This window comes from Candidatus Agathobaculum pullicola (genome assembly GCF_052117205.1).
In the GTDB taxonomy this organism is placed as follows: domain Bacteria; phylum Bacillota; class Clostridia; order Oscillospirales; family Butyricicoccaceae; genus Agathobaculum; species Agathobaculum pullicola.
In genome coordinates this window covers 1-16,322 of record NZ_JBQKJP010000004.1, presented here as the reverse complement: position 1 = coordinate 16,322, position 16,322 = coordinate 1, and the positions used below count along the sequence as shown (strand labels likewise).

Here is a 16,322-nt window from a genome sequence, read left to right as displayed (position 1 = left end):
ATGAAACGATTGAAAAAGCAGGGCGTAAACCTGAGCTTTGCCCTAATTGTCGTCATTCTGGCAGCCATGCCGCTGCTGCTGCAGGTGGGGGTCATCTCAGCCAGCTCGACCATCCTGTTTTTGGGCAAGTGCATCGCGTTTGCCATTGTCGCTATGGGGCTGGATCTCATCTGGGGTTATGCCGGTATTCTGTCGCTCGGTCACGGCCTGTATTTCGCGCTGGGTGGCTATGCCATGGCGATGTACCTCAAATTACAGGCGATGGGCGGCGGCATCACAGATTTCATGCACGTTGGCGGTCTGACGGAACTGCCGACCATCTGGCAACCGTTCCAGACGCTGCCGGGCGCGCTGGTGATGCTGGTGCTTGTGCCAACGCTGGTTTCCGGACTGGTCGGCTATTTCATTTTTAAAAACCGCGTCAAGGGTGTGTATTTCTCCATCATTTCTCAGGCATTGACTTGGGCAGCGTATTCAATTTTCATCGCCCTGTCGCCATATACCAACGGTAACGTCGGCATCACGGAGATTCAGACCGTGCTGGGCAGCATCCGCGGCGAGAAAAACCGCGCACACATGTTTCTGCTGTTCTATGGCGCGCTTATACTGATGGCGCTGGTCTATGCGCTGTGCCGATTCCTGACCGGCCGCAAATTCGGCAAACTGCTCGTTGCCATCCGCGACGGCGAAAACCGCACCTATTTTTCCGGCTATCAGGTCAGCCGCTATAAGACCTTCGCTTACGTGCTGTCGGCCATCATCGCGGCGCTGGCAGGCGCGCTGTTTGTCAACTTTAACGGCTCGATCACACCGTCGCAGATGACGATTTCCTACTCCATCACCATGGTGATCTGGGTAGCGGTCGGCGGGCGCGGTACGATTATTGGCGCGGTGATCGGTGCGTTTGTTATCAATCTTTGCGAGTATAACCTGTCATCGGGCAGCTTGGTCGATCTGTGGCAGTACATCATCGGCGGTATTTTCGTCGTGACCATCCTGTTCTTCAAGGGTGGATTGGTCGGCTTGGTTTGCGAACAGATCCCCGCGTGGATACGGCGTCTGCGCAGCCGTGCGGCGACGGCGCGCGAACCGGCCGGACAGATGCAGAAGGGAGTGTGATGCAGGATGGTACAGGAAAAAGGGGTCGTACTCGATATCAGGGGCATTTCGGTCTGCTTTGACGGTTTTTATGCGCTGACCGAGGTCAACGCAGCCGTCAAGCGGCATTCGATTCATTTTTTCATTGGGCCGAACGGCGCGGGCAAGACGACGCTGCTCGACATTATCTGCGGCAAGACGCGGCCGACCTCCGGTACGGTGATTTTTCATCCAGCGGCGCGCAGCGACGTCCGCCTGACCGGTATGCCAGAATATCGCATTGTGCGCGAGGGCATTGGACGCAAATTTCAGGTGCCCAGCGTGTTTGCGGGACTGACTGTGTGGGACAACATGCTGCTGTCGCTCAAAGGACACAAGGGCATTTGGGATGCCATCTTTGGCAGGCCCTCGGAGGAGGAACTGGAACAGATTGATGCGGTGCTGGCGCGCGTCGGTCTGCGTGACCGCACACAAGAGCGCGCAGGAGCGCTGGCGCACGGTGAAAAGCAGTGGCTGGAGATTGCCATGCAGCTGGTGCAAAAGCCGGAGATCATCATGCTGGATGAACCGGCGGCCGGTATGGGCAAGCCCGAGACCATGCGCACGGGCGAAATCCTGCGGGAGATCAAAAATGAGTGCACGGTCATTGTCATTGAGCACGATATGGACTTCGTGCGGCAGACAGCAGACGTTGTGACCGTGCTGCACGAGGGCAAGGTGCTGACCGAGGGCACGGTGGACGCGGTTCTGGCCGACCCCACAGTGCAGGCAGTGTATCTGGGACGCGGCAGCGCTGCGTCGTAACGCAAAGGGAGGAACGGGTGATGCTGAAAATCACAGGCATGGATAGCTATTACGGGGAAAGCTGCGTGCTGCACGGGCTGTCGATAGAGGTGCCGCGTGGCGAAATCGTGGGCTTGATCGGGCGTAACGGCGTGGGCAAATCGACCACGCTCAAAAGCATTATGGGGCTGGTGCGCACGCCCTGCGGCTCCATCCAGCTGGACGGCAAGGAACTGATCGGCCGACCGACCTATGAGCGTGCGGCGGCAGGTGTCGGCTATGTACCGCAGGGGCGCGATATCTTCCCGCAGATGACCGTGCAGGAAAATCTGGTACTTGCCATGTATGCGCGCAAAAAGCGCGGCAAGGTGCCGGATTATATTTATGAGTTGTTTCCCATTCTGCCGAAGTTCGCCGCACGACGCGGCGGCGATTTATCCGGAGGCCAACAGCAGCAGCTGGCGATTGCCCGCGCGCTGGTAGCAGAGCCCAAGATTCTGATTCTCGACGAGCCGACCGAGGGGATTCAGCCCTCGGTCATTGAGGACATCGGAACGGCAATCCGCCGGGTCAACAAGGAGCTTGGATTGACCGTTTTGTTGGTCGAGCAGTATTTGGATTTTGTGATGCAAAACACCAGCCGCCTACATGTGATGGAAAAGGGTGAGCTGATTTATGATAGCATGACCGCAGAAGCGGACGCGGCGCATGTGCAGCACCTGATGACGGCATGAGCGGCAGCGTATTGGAGCCAATCGAGGTGGGTGCGAGCATCCTGATTGTCGACGATCTGCCTGATCATCTTGCGTTTGCGGGCGCCATTCTGCGCCAGCAAGGCTATCGGGTGCACGCCGCAGCGAGTGGAAAGGCGGCGCTTGCCTTTCTGGAGCGGCACATGCCCGACCTTATCGTGCTCGACGTACATATGGCGGGTATGGATGGGTTGGAGCTGTGCCGCCGCATCAAGCAGCAGGAACGCACCAAGGATATCCCCGTGATCTTTGTGACCGCTGACAGCCATCCTGCGGCGATCACTGCCGGCTTTGAGGCCGGGTGCTGCGATTATGTTTCCAAGCCGTTTGTGCGCGCAGAGTATCTTGCGCGCATTTCGGCGCATCTGCGTATCGCGCAGCAGACGCGAGCGCTGGCCGAGTCGTATAATGAACTCGACCGCTTTTGCTCAGCAGTCTCGCACGACCTGAAAAGCCCGCTCAGCGTGATGCGCATGCTGCTTTCCGCGCTGCGGGAGGAACTGGGAGACCATCTTGACGGTGAGGCGGCGCATATTGTGACCATGCTGGACGATAAGGCTGGAGAACTGACCGCCATGATCAACCGGCTGCTCGAGTTTTCGAGAATGTGCAACATCAAGCCGTTGTTTGAGAGGCTCGATCTGGAAGCGATGCTGCGGGCGTGCTTTCAGGAGCAGCAGCTGGCCGAGCCGGACCGGAGCGTTGTGCTGCGCTGCGGCGCGCTGCCGCCCGTGTGGGGAGACGCGGTGCTCATCGGCCTGATGCTGAAAAACATCATCAGCAATGCGTTTAAGTTCACGCGCGCGCGGGAGCAGGCAGTGATCGAGGTTTGTGCGGCGGAAGAGAACGGCTTTACCGTCATTTCTGTACGCGACAACGGTGTAGGCTTTGATATGGCTTACGCCGGGCGACTGTTTCGCATTTTCCAGCGACTGCATGCGCAAAGCGAGTTTGAGGGCACGGGTGTAGGGTTAGCCATGGCCGACCGCATCATGCGGCGACATGGCGGGCGCATCCGCATGCAAGGCAAGGTAAACGAAGGCGCGGAAGTGTTTTTGTATTTTCCGCGTTGTGAACAATAGGGAGGTACACTGTATGGATATGGCAAGTGCATTGATTTCCGTTGCGGTCGGCGGCGCACTTGTGTCTGGACTGGAGATTGCGGCGGGCACTATACTTTGGGCATCCACCGCACACACGACGGCGTAAAGGAGGAAGCGTATGCGTTTAACGCCAAGAGAAACCGATAAGCTGTTGCTTCATCTGGCAGGCAGCGTGGCCAAGGAACGCCGCGCGCGCGGTCTGCGGCTGAACTATCCGGAAGCGGTCGCGCTCATTTCCAGCGAGATTGCCGAGATGGCGCGGGACGGACGTACCGTGGCCGAACTGATGCAGATCGGCCGCAAAATCCTGACCGAAGACGAGGTCATGGACGGCGTAGCAGAGATGATACATGAAATACAAGTCGAAGCGACCTTTCCCGACGGCACCAAGCTGGTGACCGTGCACGACCCCATCCCGACCACCGGGCGGCTGGTGCCTGGCGAGGTGCTGTGCGCGGACGGAGTTATCCGCCTCAACGAAGGGCGAGAAACCGTCGAAGTGACCGTGGTCAGCACGGCGGACCGACCGATTCAGGTCGGCTCGCACATTCACTTTTTTGAGGTCAATGCCCGTCTGCGGTTTGACCGCCGTGCGGCATGGGGCATGCGGCTGGATATCCCATCGGGTACAGCGGTGCGCTTTGAGCCGGGCGAGACCAAAAGCGTCCGCCTGACGGCCAGCGGCGGCACGCGCGAGGGCTACGGCCTGAACGGGCTGTGCAGCGGCCCGATGGACGACCCGGCGGTGCGCGAAGCCGCGTTTACCAAGGCAAAGACGCTCGGATTTTTGGGGATGGAGGACGACGGCAAATGATAGAACTTTCCAGAAGAGAGTATGCGCTCATGTACGGCCCCACGACGGGCGACCGCGTGCGGCTGGCGGATACCTCGCTCATCATCGAGGTGGAAAAAGACCTGACCGTTTACGGGGATGAAGCCAAATTCGGCGGCGGCAAGAGCCTGCGCGACGGTATGGGACAATCCTGCACCCACACGGATGCAGATTGTCTGGATACCGTCATTACCAACGCGCTCATCGTGGATTGCACGGGCATTTATAAAGCGGATGTCGGCATCCGGGACGGCAAAATCGCGGGCATCGGCAAGGCGGGCAATCCGCACGTTATGGACGGTGTGACGCCGGGCATGGTGATCGGTGCATCGACCGAGGCCATTGCGGGTGAAGGGCTGATTCTCACCGCGGGCGGTATCGACAGCCACATTCATTTCATCTCGCCCACGCAGGTGCGAACGGCGCTGTATTCCGGCGTAACGACCATGATCGGCGGCGGAACCGGCCCGGCCGACGGTACCAACGCCACAACCTGTACACCGGGCGCGTTCCATCTCGCGCGTATGCTGCAAAGCGCAGAGGATTTGCCAATCAACGTGGCCTTTCTCGGCAAGGGAAACTGCTCGTCCGAGGCGCCGCTTGCCGAACAAGTTCAATCGGGCGCCGCAGGCCTGAAACTCCACGAGGACTGGGGCAGCACGCCCGCCGCAATTGACTGCTGCCTGTCGGTGGCGGAAAAGTACGATGTTCAGGTGTCCATCCACACGGACACGCTGAACGAAACCGGCTGCGTCGAGGACACGATTGCCGCATTCCGTGGGCGCGCCATCCACACCTACCACACCGAGGGGGCGGGCGGCGGCCACGCGCCGGATATCATCCGTGCGTCGGCGTTCGATTATGTGCTGCCATCCTCGACCAACCCGACCATGCCCTACACCCACAACACCATCGACGAGCATCTGGATATGCTGATGGTCTGCCACCACCTTAACAAGGATAACCCGGAGGATGTGGCCTTTGCGGACAGCCGCATCCGACCGGAAACCATCGCGGCCGAGGACGTGCTGCACGACATGGGCATCTTTTCGATGATGTCGAGTGACTCACAGGCGATGGGGCGCGTGGGCGAGGTCATCACACGCACTTGGCAGGCGGCGGATAAGATGAAAAAGCAGCGCGGCCCACTCGAGGGTGACAGCGAACGCAGCGACAATGCGCGTGTGAAGCGCTACATTTCCAAATACACCATTAACCCTGCCATTACACACGGCATTTCGGAATATGTCGGCTCGATCGAGGTAGGTAAGCTGGCTGACCTTGTACTCTGGCAGCCTGCCATGTTTGGTGCTAAGCCGGAAATGGTGCTCAAATCGGGAGCGATTGCGGCCGCCCGCATGGGCGATGCCAACGCCTCCATCCCGACGCCCGAACCCGTGGTCTATACCGATATGTTCGGCGCACATGGCAAGGCGCTGTCGGCGTCCTGCGTCACGTTTGTGTCGCGCTATGCGTATGAGCATGATATTGCCGGGCGGCTCGGACTCAAGCGCACGGTGCTGCCGGTGGCGCACTGCCGCGATATCGGCAAGCGCGACATGCGGCATAACGACGTGATTGCGGATGTGCGGGTTGACCCGGAAACCTATACAGTGACAGTGGATGGCGAGCCAATCACCTGTGAGCCGTTTTCCGAACTGTCACTCGCCCAGCGATATTTTCTGTTTTAAGGAGGACAAAGCCTATGATCGCAGATAAGATTTTGGGAAACCTGAGCGCCCAGCACCCGACGGACGAGGTCATCCCCGTAGTGTTTGCGTGGTTTGAAACCGAAAAAAAGCGTATCGCCAAAACGGCGGCGGACGGCACCGAACTGGGCGTCTGCGTTGGTGTGCCGCTGCACGCGGGAGATGTACTGGCCAAACAAAACGGCAAAATCTATGTGGTGGAGGTCGCGCCCGCACCGCTTATTCAAACGCAGGTTTCTACCATGCAGGAAATGGGACGGCTGTGCTTTGAGTTGGGCAACCGACATCTGCCGCTTCAGATTGAGGAGCATACAGTCAGCGTCCCCTATGACGAGCCGACGCTGCTGTATTTGCAGCGGTTGGGGTTTGATGCCAAGCAGGTTTTTGCGGACTTCTCCGATTATGTAGCTTGCCGCGCCCACGGCACAGGTGAACATCACCATGCGCATGAACACACCCATAGCCACGCCCATGGATGAGCTGCGGCGGCTGTACATGCTGCAAATCTGCGACAGTCTGTTCCCAATTGGCGCGTTTACGCTGTCAAATGGGCTGGAAACCTTTGTGCAGTGCGGCTTGATCGATGCGGTGGAGCCGTTGGGACAGTATCTGACGGATTATCTGGCTGTGGCGCCTTATCAGGAGCTGGGCGCGATGGCGCTTGCGATGCAAAGCGCGGATGATGAAGCAGCTTGGGTATTACTCGATCAGTTGTATACTGCGCTGCGCGCGCCGATGGAAGTGCGCCAGGGCAGCGCCAAACTGTGTATGCGGCTGCTCAAGGCGGCCGCACAGATTGCGCCGCTACCGGTTCTGGAAGCCTACCGTACCTACATCCGGCAGGGCGACTGTACCGGACAGCATCCGATTGCAGTCGGTCTGTTTGCCGCCGGGCATGGTGTGAACGCGCAGGAAGCGCTGACCATCTACGGCTATTCTCTGCTGAGTGCAATGACCACGCACGCGGCCAAATGCGTGCCGCTGCGCCAGCTGGAAGCCCAGCATGTGCTGCGCGAACACCTGCCAGCGCTGCTACAAGCGGTGCAATCTGCGCTGGCAATCACGCGCGAGGATTTGGGTGCCAGCGGCGCGGCATTTGATATTCTGGCTATGCAGCACGAAACACTGTATAGCAGACTTTACATGAGCTAAGGAGAAAAAACGATGGGTTATATCAAAATTGGGATCGGCGGTCCGGTCGGTTCGGGCAAGACTGCGCTGATTGAACGCTTGACGCGGCGCATGAGTGGGCAATACAGCATCTGCGTCATCACAAACGATATTTACACCAAGGAAGACGCCGAGTTTTTGACGCGCAACTCCTGCCTGCCACCCGAGCGTATCATGGGCGTGGAGACCGGCGGCTGCCCGCACACGGCCATCCGCGAGGATTGCTCGATGAATCTGGAAGCGGTAGAGGAGATGGCCGAGCGCTTTCCGGATGTGCAGATTATCTTCATCGAGTCGGGCGGCGACAACTTGTCCGCTACCTTCAGTCCGGATCTGGCCGACGCATCCATTTATGTCATTGACGTGGCACAGGGCGAAAAAATCCCGCGCAAAGGCGGCCCGGGCGTGACGCGCAGCGATTTGCTGGTCATCAACAAAACCGATCTGGCTCTGCTCGTTGGCGCGCGTCTGGAAGTGATGGCGCGCGATAGTGAACGGATGCGCGAGGGACGCAAATTTCTGTTTACCAATCTGGTCAGCGGAGAGGGACTGGATGAGGTCGTCCGCTGGATTGAGACCGACGTGCTGTTCGAGGACCGATAATGGATAGCCGCCTGTATCTGAAAACGGCCAAACACAATAACGGGACACGTCTGGAAGACATGTTCTGTACCGCGCCCTATAAGATCATGCGCCCGTTCATACATGGGGACCGCGCTGATATCATGGTCATGGCGGCGTCGGCAGGGCTGCTCGCGGGCGATACGCTGGACGCGGAATATCGCTTTGCGGACAGCTCAAACGCCGCAGTATACACGCAAGGATATGAAAAAGTGTTCAACACCGGCGAAGGTCATGTTTCGCGGCATATCCGTTTGCATGTGGGGGAAAACGCGCGCGTGCGCTTTCTGCCGCAGCCGATTATCCCATTTGCGGGCAGCGATCTTCGCAGCCAAACGCAGGTGTCTTTAGCGCAGGACTGTCGGTTTGCTTATGCAGAAATTGTGGCGTGCGGCCGCGCCGGACGGGGTGAAAAATTCCAGATGCGGCGCTTGGACAGCCACCTACAGGTGACGGTAGATGGCCGATTGGCCTTTGCTGAGCATACGCGACTCCAGCCTGCGTGCATCGACCATACTGGTCTGGGGCAATGGCAAGGTATGACCCATCAGGGGCTGCTGTATGCCTATGGACCAGCATGGGAGGAGCGTGTGCTGGAAGCCGCGCGCCGGGCAGACGCGCTGCCGGGTGGCCTGATCGGCGCGAGCCGTGCCGTGCAGGGGGTGTGCATCCGTGCGTTGGCAGCCAGTGGCGACGCACTTTACCGACTGTTCTGCACGTTGGCGGCACAAATGGAGGAATAAGCAAAAGAATACGGCTATGTCGTTGCTTTCTCCTGACTGGCTGATATGTATTTCAAACGCATAAGGGTGCTTGCGTCGGCATATTTCGTGCAGATACAGAATTCTTTACACAATAGATCCAGCGTTTATCATAATAGGGTTGAGAACATGCCTGAGCCTACTCTGCCATGCGAGTATTTAGCGTTTGCAGCTTGTTTTCAGTAGCATCTATCCGACAAAAATAGGCGTTCCCAATAGCGGGAACGCCTATTTTATGTTGGCTTGATGATGGAATTAGCCGTTCGAGCGTATAGCCTGCAGATGACAGCAAAAGGGTTGCCGTATCAGGATATGCGGTTGTCCGGATACCGTAGCCGCGGCAAAATGTATGAGAAAAACAGCAGCAAGCTGAACGACGCACCGATTGCGTCTGAAATCGTGCCTGCCAGAAAGATGTACTGAATGTCCATAATGTGCGGCAGAGCGAAGATGCACACCAAATAGACCAGCTTGCGGAACACGGAAAGCGGCAGTGCATAGCGTATCAGGCCCATTGCGGTCAGACCGTCGACCAGTGCATATTGCACGGCCACACCAATCAGCGCAAACGCGTACAGCCGCAGCGCACTTGCGGCGAGCGCGTGCAGGCTGCTGTCCTGCAAAAAGAGCCCGGCGAACACCTGTGGAAACAACTGCACACTTAATTGCATCGCTCCAATAAACAGTGCGCAAAGTGCAAACATGTACGCGAATGCTTGCCGGATTTTTGAAAAGTTGCGCGCGCCGTAGTGGTAGCTGAAGATCGTGCCACAGCCAGTGGTAATGCCCTGCGCGGGGCAGAAAACGATAGTCAAAAAGCTTTGTACGACGGTGGCGCAGGTGATCAGGCGGTCGCCCTGTACCGCGCCGCCATATTTCCGCAGTACGATATTCAGAAGAATAATGATCAGGTTATCCAGTATCGTGATCAAAAAGGACATGGAGCCGATGGTCACAATACGGCGGCATAGCGCGCTCTGCCATGGATGCAGGCCGAGCCGCACCGGCATGTCGGGGCGACGCAGCTGAAAGATGACATAGATCGCCATACAGGTTTGCGCTGTTACAGTCGCGACCGCGGCCCCCGACACACCCATGTTCAGCCCGAAAATCAGCAGCGGGTCAAGAATGAGGTTGATACCGGCGCCGATTACCACTGAGATCATGCCCTGACGGGCGTATCCCTGCGCGAGCAGGAACTGATTTAGACCTACGCTGCACAGCGAGGCGACGGTACCGCATAGATAGATGGTAAAATAGCTTTGGGCATACGGGAACATCGCGTCGCTGCATCCAAGCAGATAGAGCACGGGTCGACGGAATAACAAAAGCGACACAGTCACGGCTGCTGAAATGCCGAGCAATAGCAGTAGCGCATTGCCGAGAATCGCGCGGGCGCGTTCCGGGTCTTTCTGACCGAGACTGATACTCATGGCAGACGCGCCGCCGATGCCAACCATATAGGCAAAGGCGGTGATCGCGGTCAGCGCCGGGGCACACACGCCGATGGCTGCCAATGCGATTCCGCCAGTGTCCGGGATCTGGCCGACGAAAATACGGTCGACGATGCTATACAGAATATTAAAAAACTGGCCGAACATCGCTGGGATGCCCAGACGCAGCACCAGATGCCGCACCGTATGCTGTTCAAGCAGCCGGGCGGTCGAAAGGGATTGTTCCATGGCGGTTATTCAATGCGGGCGCAGGGTAAGCCGTGCGCACACTCCTTTCTGAAAAGTAAGGGCTGCGACCGCATAGGCGACGCAGACCAAATCTATCTTAGCACAACTGCATGCCGCTGTATAGCAGAAATAATAAAAGCCAGCCATTGTGAACTGCACCCCATTTGTTAGACACTGTGGTATCATGCCTAACAAATGGGGTGCAGTTCAGTTGTCAGGTTGGATGGATTATTGTATAATAATTTCCAACCAAGTCATTTCATGACGAGATGAAAGGATTGCAGCTTATGGACAGCCTTCTGGAGCGTCTGCGGGGCTATGCGCCTCTTTGGGGGCAGTGGATTCCGGAAACACGAATTTACCGAAACGGCAATTGCTGTGTTTATACCCTGTCCGGCAAAAGTGCGGAACAGGGCTTTTCGTGCGTGGTCAAAGTCGTTACGGTTTTGGGGCGGGAGGCAGAGCTGGAGCAGAGTCTCGCAGATGTCCGACAAGAGATCACCGCATTGGAGCGGTTGCGCGGCTGCGAAAATGTAGTGACGCTTTACGACGACGCCTGTTTTCCGCTGTATGATGGCGATATACTGGTTGGCTGGGATGTACTCATGCGCATGGAGCAACTGGAGTGTGTGGCGGAACTGCTGCGGGAAGGGGAAAGCCTGTCTGTATCGGAGGTCAGCACTCTCGCGCGGGATATTGCCGCCGCGCTTGCTGCTGCGCATCGCGCAGGCCTAATTCACCGGGATGTCAAGCCGGCCAATCTGTATCGTACCGCCGATGGACGGTTTCAACTGGGCGATTTCAGTATCGCGCGCCGCTGCCGCGCCGGAGTGCTGGAGACGATGACCGGTACCGCCGCCTATATGGCGCCGGAGGTTGCCCGGGGCGAGGTCTATGATGGGCGCGCCGACCTCTATTCATTGGGCATTGTGCTTTATCAGCTGCTTAATCATGGACAACTGCCACTGATGGATGAGAATACGCCCTTTTCCGAGCGGGAAACAGCCGTTCGCCGCCGCTGGCAGGGAGCAAAGCTGCCATCTCCTCCGGAAGGAGACCGGCGGCTGAAAAGGATCATCTTACGGTGCTGTCAGGCACAGCCGCAGAAACGCTTTTCCTCAGCGGATGCACTGCTGCAGGCACTCGAGCGGACAAAGAACGGTTGGCGGACGGCGGCTGTGGCGGGATGGGCCTGTGCGATGCTTGCCATAACGATATCGATGTTTCCCTATCCAATGCAGGTGCTTCGTGCGACCTTTTTGCCGCCGTCGGCAACCAAACTGGCGGAAGTGCAGCCGGAAGAGGGCTACCGCTATGCAGTGGTTAAAGCAACCATGAATTGGGAGGAAGCGCAGGTCTACTGCGAGGCGCGGGGCGGACATCTGGCAACGATCACCAGCCAGAAACAGATGGATACGATCACTGAACTGCTGGAAGAAAACCAGATCAACACGGTCTGGCTGGGGGCGAATAATTACAGCAGCAGCAGCGGCTTTCGGTGGGTCACGGGTGCGCCGTTCGAGTTTGCGGCGTGGGCAATCGGCGAGCCCAACAACGACGGCGGTGACGAGCATTACCTGATGATGTACCGTAAGGACGGTCAGGGCTGGGTATGGAATGACTCGGTCATAAACGGTGTATATATGTTTGATGCGCAATCCTGTGGCTTTGTCTGTCAGTGGGATGAGAGCGATGGATAGAGCGGTGGAGGTGTCCCGCTGTGAAACGGTTGCCGATGTGCTGGCCTTGCTGGAAGAGCGGGACGGGTGGGCTGAGCCTTGGCAGCTCTTTTTTGCCGGTCTTTTGGATGCTTCCGGACTGAGTTACAGCCGGTTTGCCTCCCGGTGCGGTCTGAGCAAAAATACGGTCAAGCGTTGGCGGCTGCAAGGCGGCGCGCCCAAAAGCCGCGATACCTATATTCGAATTGGTTTTGGTGTGGCAATGCCGCCAAAGGCGGTCAGCGATATGCTTTCCCGCTATGGCGGCTATTGTGGCCTCAATCCGAGAGACCCCTTTGACGCCTGCTGCGTTTTCTGTTTGCAGCGGCGGGAGCAGGGCGAGATGCGGTATGATTATGCCGCGGCAGAGGCGTTGTATCATCGGCTGTTGTCCGATTGGTCACCGGACGGCCCTTCCGGCATCACCACTACAAGACTCATGGCACATCTGTCGGCCGTGGATACCGAAGCGGAATTTGCGGCGTTTTTGCAGACATTTGGGGCGGAACTGACCGGGCGCAAGCAGAAGCTGGAGCGATATTTGGAGGAATATCTGACCGTGCACCGTTTGGAAGTGGTTCGGGACGGCGGAGGAAGAGGCAGTCTGCACAGTCTGGGATTTCCGGCGTGGGTGGAGAAACAACTGTCGCAGCTTCGATGCCATGGTATGGTACCGCGGCGGCGCAGCCTGACGGCGCTAGGGCTGCATCTAAACATGACGCTGGAAGAACTGGATGTGTTGCTGCATTACGCGGGTATGGATCCGCTGCGCGCGCGGGATCGACTGGAATGTGTGCTCATCTATGCGTTGCAGCAGCTTGCCCTGACGCATCCGGAGTTGGCCCTCGGAAACGCGACGGCGCTGCTGGCGGTGACACGGGATGCTGCAACCCGTCGCCGCTGCACCGAACTGGCGCAGGAATACTGGCAGGCCGGATACCGCAGCGAAGCGGAGGATGTGGAAAGCGTGGTCGGATATGTGCGCTATGTGCTCGAACAGCTGGATTTGGAGGAGGCGGACGAGCTGCTGCATCTGCTCTGATTGATAGAGATTTAAAAGTGTAAAAACCCTGCAAAAGGATTGCATCTGCATCTTTTTGCAGGGTTTTTCTGCGAAAGCATGTTGTATTATTCTGTCTGCCGAGTAGGGTCAATTTGCGGAAAACAATGTAAAACAGCATGTTATACTCCCATTGCATCGAGAAAAAGGGGCGAAGGATTGTACGCTCCTGCATGAAAAACATGGTAATGTCCCGCGGCGGGCCGCAGGGCATTTTGCAGGCAATGGGGGTGCTGATATGTCGGTCAATAAATTCTTTATCGAAAAACTGCTGTATCCGGCGATGGAACACGGCAAAGGAAATCGGATTCGGACTTATCTGCGGGAGATGAAGCAGACGCAATATGCCGATTCGGAGGCGCTGCACACACTGCGGGAGACGCGCTTGAAGCAGCTTCTGCGCGCCTGCGCCACAGGTGTGCCTGCCTATCAGTGTCTTGGCATCACCGATGAGGATATTGAAAAGGACCCTTGGGCGGTATTCCGCGCCATTCCGATTCTGAAAAAATCCGCGTTCCAAAACGAGCCGCAGCGGTTTTTAAACACCCAATATGACTGTGCGCGGTTGATTCCCAATGTCACCGGCGGCTCTACAGGAGAACCAGTGAAATTTTTTATGGATCGGTACACCGTGGAGCATTACGAGGCGGCCCGATGGCGGGGACTGTCGTGGTGGGGTATTACTCCGGGCAGCAGAAGTGTCATGATTTGGGGAAATCCCATTGAACTGAGTCAAGAGCAGCAGCGTTCTGCACGCTGGAAGGACCGCTTGTTAAAAAACCGGACCGTTATCTCCGCTTACGACTTGGCCGAGGAGGAAGTGACGCAATATGTCCGTTTCCTTAACCGCTATCAGCCGGAATATCTTTATGGTTATGCCAGTGCGCTTGAAACGTTTGCCCGTCTGCTGGAACCGTTTCGGGAAAAATTGCACCTGAAACATCTCAAAGTTGTCGTTTCCACCTCGGAAACGCTCGACGATTCCCGACGGCAGAGCATTCATGACACGTTTGGCTGTCCTGTTTTGAACGAGTACGGCGCACGCGATGCGGGTATTTTGGGTTATGAATGTCGGTGTGGTCATCTGCATATCATGGCAGAAAACTGTATTTTGGAGGTAGTGGATCCTGTCACGCTGGAGCCGGTGGCGCCGGGGGAGAGCGGTCTGGTGGTCACCACCGATCTGAACAATCTGGCCATGCCCCGCCTTCGTTACCTGTTGGGGGATACTGCTACGCTGTCGCCGGAGGCAGCATGCCCGTGCGGCGTGACGCTTCCTACCATCCAAAGTCTGGATGGGCGGGAGGATGCGATTTTCGAGCTGCCGGATGGAAAGCTGGTCCACGGAAATTTTGTCAACCAGCTTTCCAGAAAATATCAGACCATCCGGCAGTTTCAACTGATTCAGACCAGCGTGGCGCATGCAGAGCTGCGGGTGGTGATGAACGAGCAAGGGCCGTTGGAAGAGGTGGAAACATTCCGGAGAGATGTTGCTGGTTTTATGCCGGGAGTAGAGGTGCAGGCTATCGTAGTTCCTCATATTGAACCGAGCAAATCGGGGAAATTCCGCTACTCCATCCGTCAGTTCGACCGCAGCATTTGATGACGGTTGTCACGGAATTCGGGCCGCGGGGCCAAAAAAACACAAGCAGTGGGCTGCCGCTGATGCCCGCCTGATAGATTAGGCGCAGATGCTCAATAACCGCCTTCGGCAGAACAAGAACGGTCAGGTTCACATCCGGCAAGTCCCCAGGGCAGAAGGCGCCGTTACCGTATACAATCCTGCATATGGCTCCTCGATATTTATGGAAGAAAAAATAGTATAAGGGATAGCAGGGGGAGGGCTGGTATCGTGGAGATACCGCCTTATTTTGTGTGGACGGCTGCAAAATTCACAGTCTATTCAATTTTTTTGGAACTTGCGTGTTATACTGAAACCAAAGGCAACCGAAAAGAGGGAAGCGGCAATGAAGATGCTGTATTATGGCGGTACAATTCATACAATGGAGGAGAGCGAGCAGGCGCAAGCCCTGCTGGTCGAAAACGGTGTCATTGCAGCGGTGGGAGAATACGAGCGCCTGCATGCGCGGGCAAAGGATGCAGCGCAGATCAATCTGGACGGCCGCGTGCTGCTGCCTGCGTTCATCGATGCACACAGCCATTTTTCTGGTGCAGCCTATGCGATGCTGCAAGCGCCGCTCGGGGAAGCGGTAAATTTTGCGGAGATCGGGCAGGCGCTGACACGATTTATTGCAGACAATCACGTGCCTGACGGACAATGGGTGGTTGGTAAGGGCTATGACCAGAACGCGTTGATCGAGCAGCGGCATCCGACACGCGCGGTGCTCGACCGCGTATCCGTGCGCCACCCCATCATGATAGTGCACCAGTCCGGACATATGGGTGTGTTCAATACGTTGGCGCTGGAATTGCTTGGTGTTACACCGGATACGCCCGCGCCGGAAGGCGGTGCGATTGGCAAAGAAAACGGTCAGTTGACCGGATACATGGAAGAAAACGCCTTTTTACAGTATCAGCAGAAGGTTCCCGCGCCGGACATTGCGGACTTAATGGATGCCTGCCGCCGTGCGCAGCAGCTTTATGCCTCATATGGCATTGCTACCGTGCAGGAGGGGATGATGCCGGAAAGCCTGATCGGACTGTATCAGGCGCTGCTGGCGCATCAGATGCTTGAACTGGATGTAGTGGCCTATCTGGGTGTGGATGTGATGGATGAAATCTGTGATGCGTTTCCCGAAGCGGTGCGTCGGTATGATCGGCACTTCAAACTGGGCGGCTGCAAAATGTTTCTGGACGGATCGCCGCAGGGCCGCACCGCATGGCTGCGCGCGCCGTATAGCGATGCACCGGATGGCTATCGGGAGTTTCCCAAAGTTAAAGATACCACATCAATCCCACGCGGACTTTTGCTCAACCGATACAGCCGGAGGGCTGGATAACAAGAAAAGGCGGTATGCGCCCCGTGGAGGGGTAGCGTACCGCCTTTTCTTGTGGGGGTTTCCAAAGGGGGCA

At 57.2% G+C, this 16,322-nt stretch carries 15 protein-coding genes; 14 read left to right on the top strand and 1 reads right to left on the bottom strand.

All coding sequences use genetic code 11. The features are described from left to right. The 10 genes from urtC to ACTQ3V_RS02710 all read left to right on the top strand — a co-directional run bounded on the left by urtC (position 1) and on the right by ACTQ3V_RS02710 (position 8,811). Positions 1–1,119: an urea ABC transporter permease subunit UrtC gene (gene urtC / locus ACTQ3V_RS02755; RefSeq protein ID WP_441466156.1), complete on the top strand. Its 1,119-nt coding sequence runs from the start codon at positions 1–3 to the stop codon at positions 1,117–1,119. Positions 1,120–1,125: 6 nt separating this feature from the next. Beyond that, the gene (gene urtD, locus ACTQ3V_RS02750; protein ID WP_441466155.1) at positions 1,126–1,902 is read left to right on the top strand and encodes an urea ABC transporter ATP-binding protein UrtD; all 777 of its coding nucleotides are present in this window, start codon (positions 1,126–1,128) and stop codon (positions 1,900–1,902) included. Between the two features lie 20 nt (positions 1,903–1,922). After that, entirely contained in the window at positions 1,923–2,615 is a 693-nt protein-coding gene (urtE, locus tag ACTQ3V_RS02745) for an urea ABC transporter ATP-binding subunit UrtE (protein WP_441466154.1), read from the top strand. Beyond that, entirely contained in the window at positions 2,612–3,715 is a 1,104-nt protein-coding gene (locus tag ACTQ3V_RS02740; RefSeq protein ID WP_441466153.1) for a response regulator, read from the top strand. The genes urtE and ACTQ3V_RS02740 overlap by 4 nt, the downstream gene beginning before the upstream one ends. Positions 3,716–3,854: 139 nt before the next feature. After that, on the top strand, positions 3,855–4,550 hold the full coding sequence (gene ureA, locus ACTQ3V_RS02735; protein ID WP_441466152.1) for an urease subunit gamma: 696 nt from the start codon (positions 3,855–3,857) through the stop codon (positions 4,548–4,550). After that, positions 4,547–6,259 carry an urease subunit alpha gene (gene ureC / locus ACTQ3V_RS02730; protein ID WP_441466151.1) on the top strand — a complete coding sequence of 571 codons (1,713 nt, stop codon included), beginning with the start codon at positions 4,547–4,549 and terminating at the stop codon, positions 6,257–6,259. Before ureA ends, ureC begins: the two co-directional genes overlap by 4 nt. 14 nt (positions 6,260–6,273) lie before the next feature. After that, positions 6,274–6,756 (top strand): urease accessory protein UreE, encoded by a 483-nt coding sequence (locus tag ACTQ3V_RS02725; RefSeq protein WP_441466150.1) that lies wholly within the window; start codon positions 6,274–6,276, stop codon positions 6,754–6,756. Then, positions 6,719–7,429: an urease accessory protein UreF gene (locus ACTQ3V_RS02720; RefSeq protein ID WP_441466149.1), complete on the top strand. Its 711-nt coding sequence runs from the start codon at positions 6,719–6,721 to the stop codon at positions 7,427–7,429. Before ACTQ3V_RS02725 ends, ACTQ3V_RS02720 begins: the two co-directional genes overlap by 38 nt. Positions 7,430–7,441: 12 nt before the next feature. Further along, the gene (gene ureG, locus ACTQ3V_RS02715) at positions 7,442–8,050 is read left to right on the top strand and encodes an urease accessory protein UreG (RefSeq protein ID WP_441466148.1); all 609 of its coding nucleotides are present in this window, start codon (positions 7,442–7,444) and stop codon (positions 8,048–8,050) included. Next, positions 8,050–8,811 (top strand): urease accessory protein UreD, encoded by a 762-nt coding sequence (locus tag ACTQ3V_RS02710; RefSeq protein WP_441466147.1) that lies wholly within the window; start codon positions 8,050–8,052, stop codon positions 8,809–8,811. Before ureG ends, ACTQ3V_RS02710 begins: the two co-directional genes overlap by 1 nt. 323 nt (positions 8,812–9,134) lie before the next feature. Here ACTQ3V_RS02710 and ACTQ3V_RS02705 read toward each other — a convergent pair whose 3' ends face one another. Next, positions 9,135–10,511 (bottom strand): MATE family efflux transporter, encoded by a 1,377-nt coding sequence (locus tag ACTQ3V_RS02705; protein WP_441466146.1) that lies wholly within the window; start codon positions 10,509–10,511, stop codon positions 9,135–9,137. Positions 10,512–10,798: 287 nt separating this feature from the next. Between ACTQ3V_RS02705 and ACTQ3V_RS02700 the strand changes: the two genes are divergently transcribed. From ACTQ3V_RS02700 to ACTQ3V_RS02685, 4 genes are all read left to right on the top strand, one after another. Then, complete coding sequence (locus ACTQ3V_RS02700; protein ID WP_441466145.1) at positions 10,799–12,211, top strand: protein kinase domain-containing protein; 1,413 nt, start codon at positions 10,799–10,801, stop codon at positions 12,209–12,211. Beyond that, positions 12,204–13,271: a hypothetical protein gene (locus ACTQ3V_RS02695; protein WP_441466144.1), complete on the top strand. Its 1,068-nt coding sequence runs from the start codon at positions 12,204–12,206 to the stop codon at positions 13,269–13,271. The genes ACTQ3V_RS02700 and ACTQ3V_RS02695 overlap by 8 nt, the downstream gene beginning before the upstream one ends. A 256-nt stretch (positions 13,272–13,527) precedes the next feature. Further along, positions 13,528–14,892 carry a phenylacetate--CoA ligase family protein gene (locus ACTQ3V_RS02690; RefSeq protein ID WP_441466143.1) on the top strand — a complete coding sequence of 455 codons (1,365 nt, stop codon included), beginning with the start codon at positions 13,528–13,530 and terminating at the stop codon, positions 14,890–14,892. A 364-nt stretch (positions 14,893–15,256) separates the two neighbouring features. Further along, positions 15,257–16,249, top strand: a complete 993-nt coding sequence (locus ACTQ3V_RS02685) for an amidohydrolase (protein WP_441466142.1) — start codon at positions 15,257–15,259, stop codon at positions 16,247–16,249. Positions 16,250–16,322 lie beyond the last annotated feature (73 nt).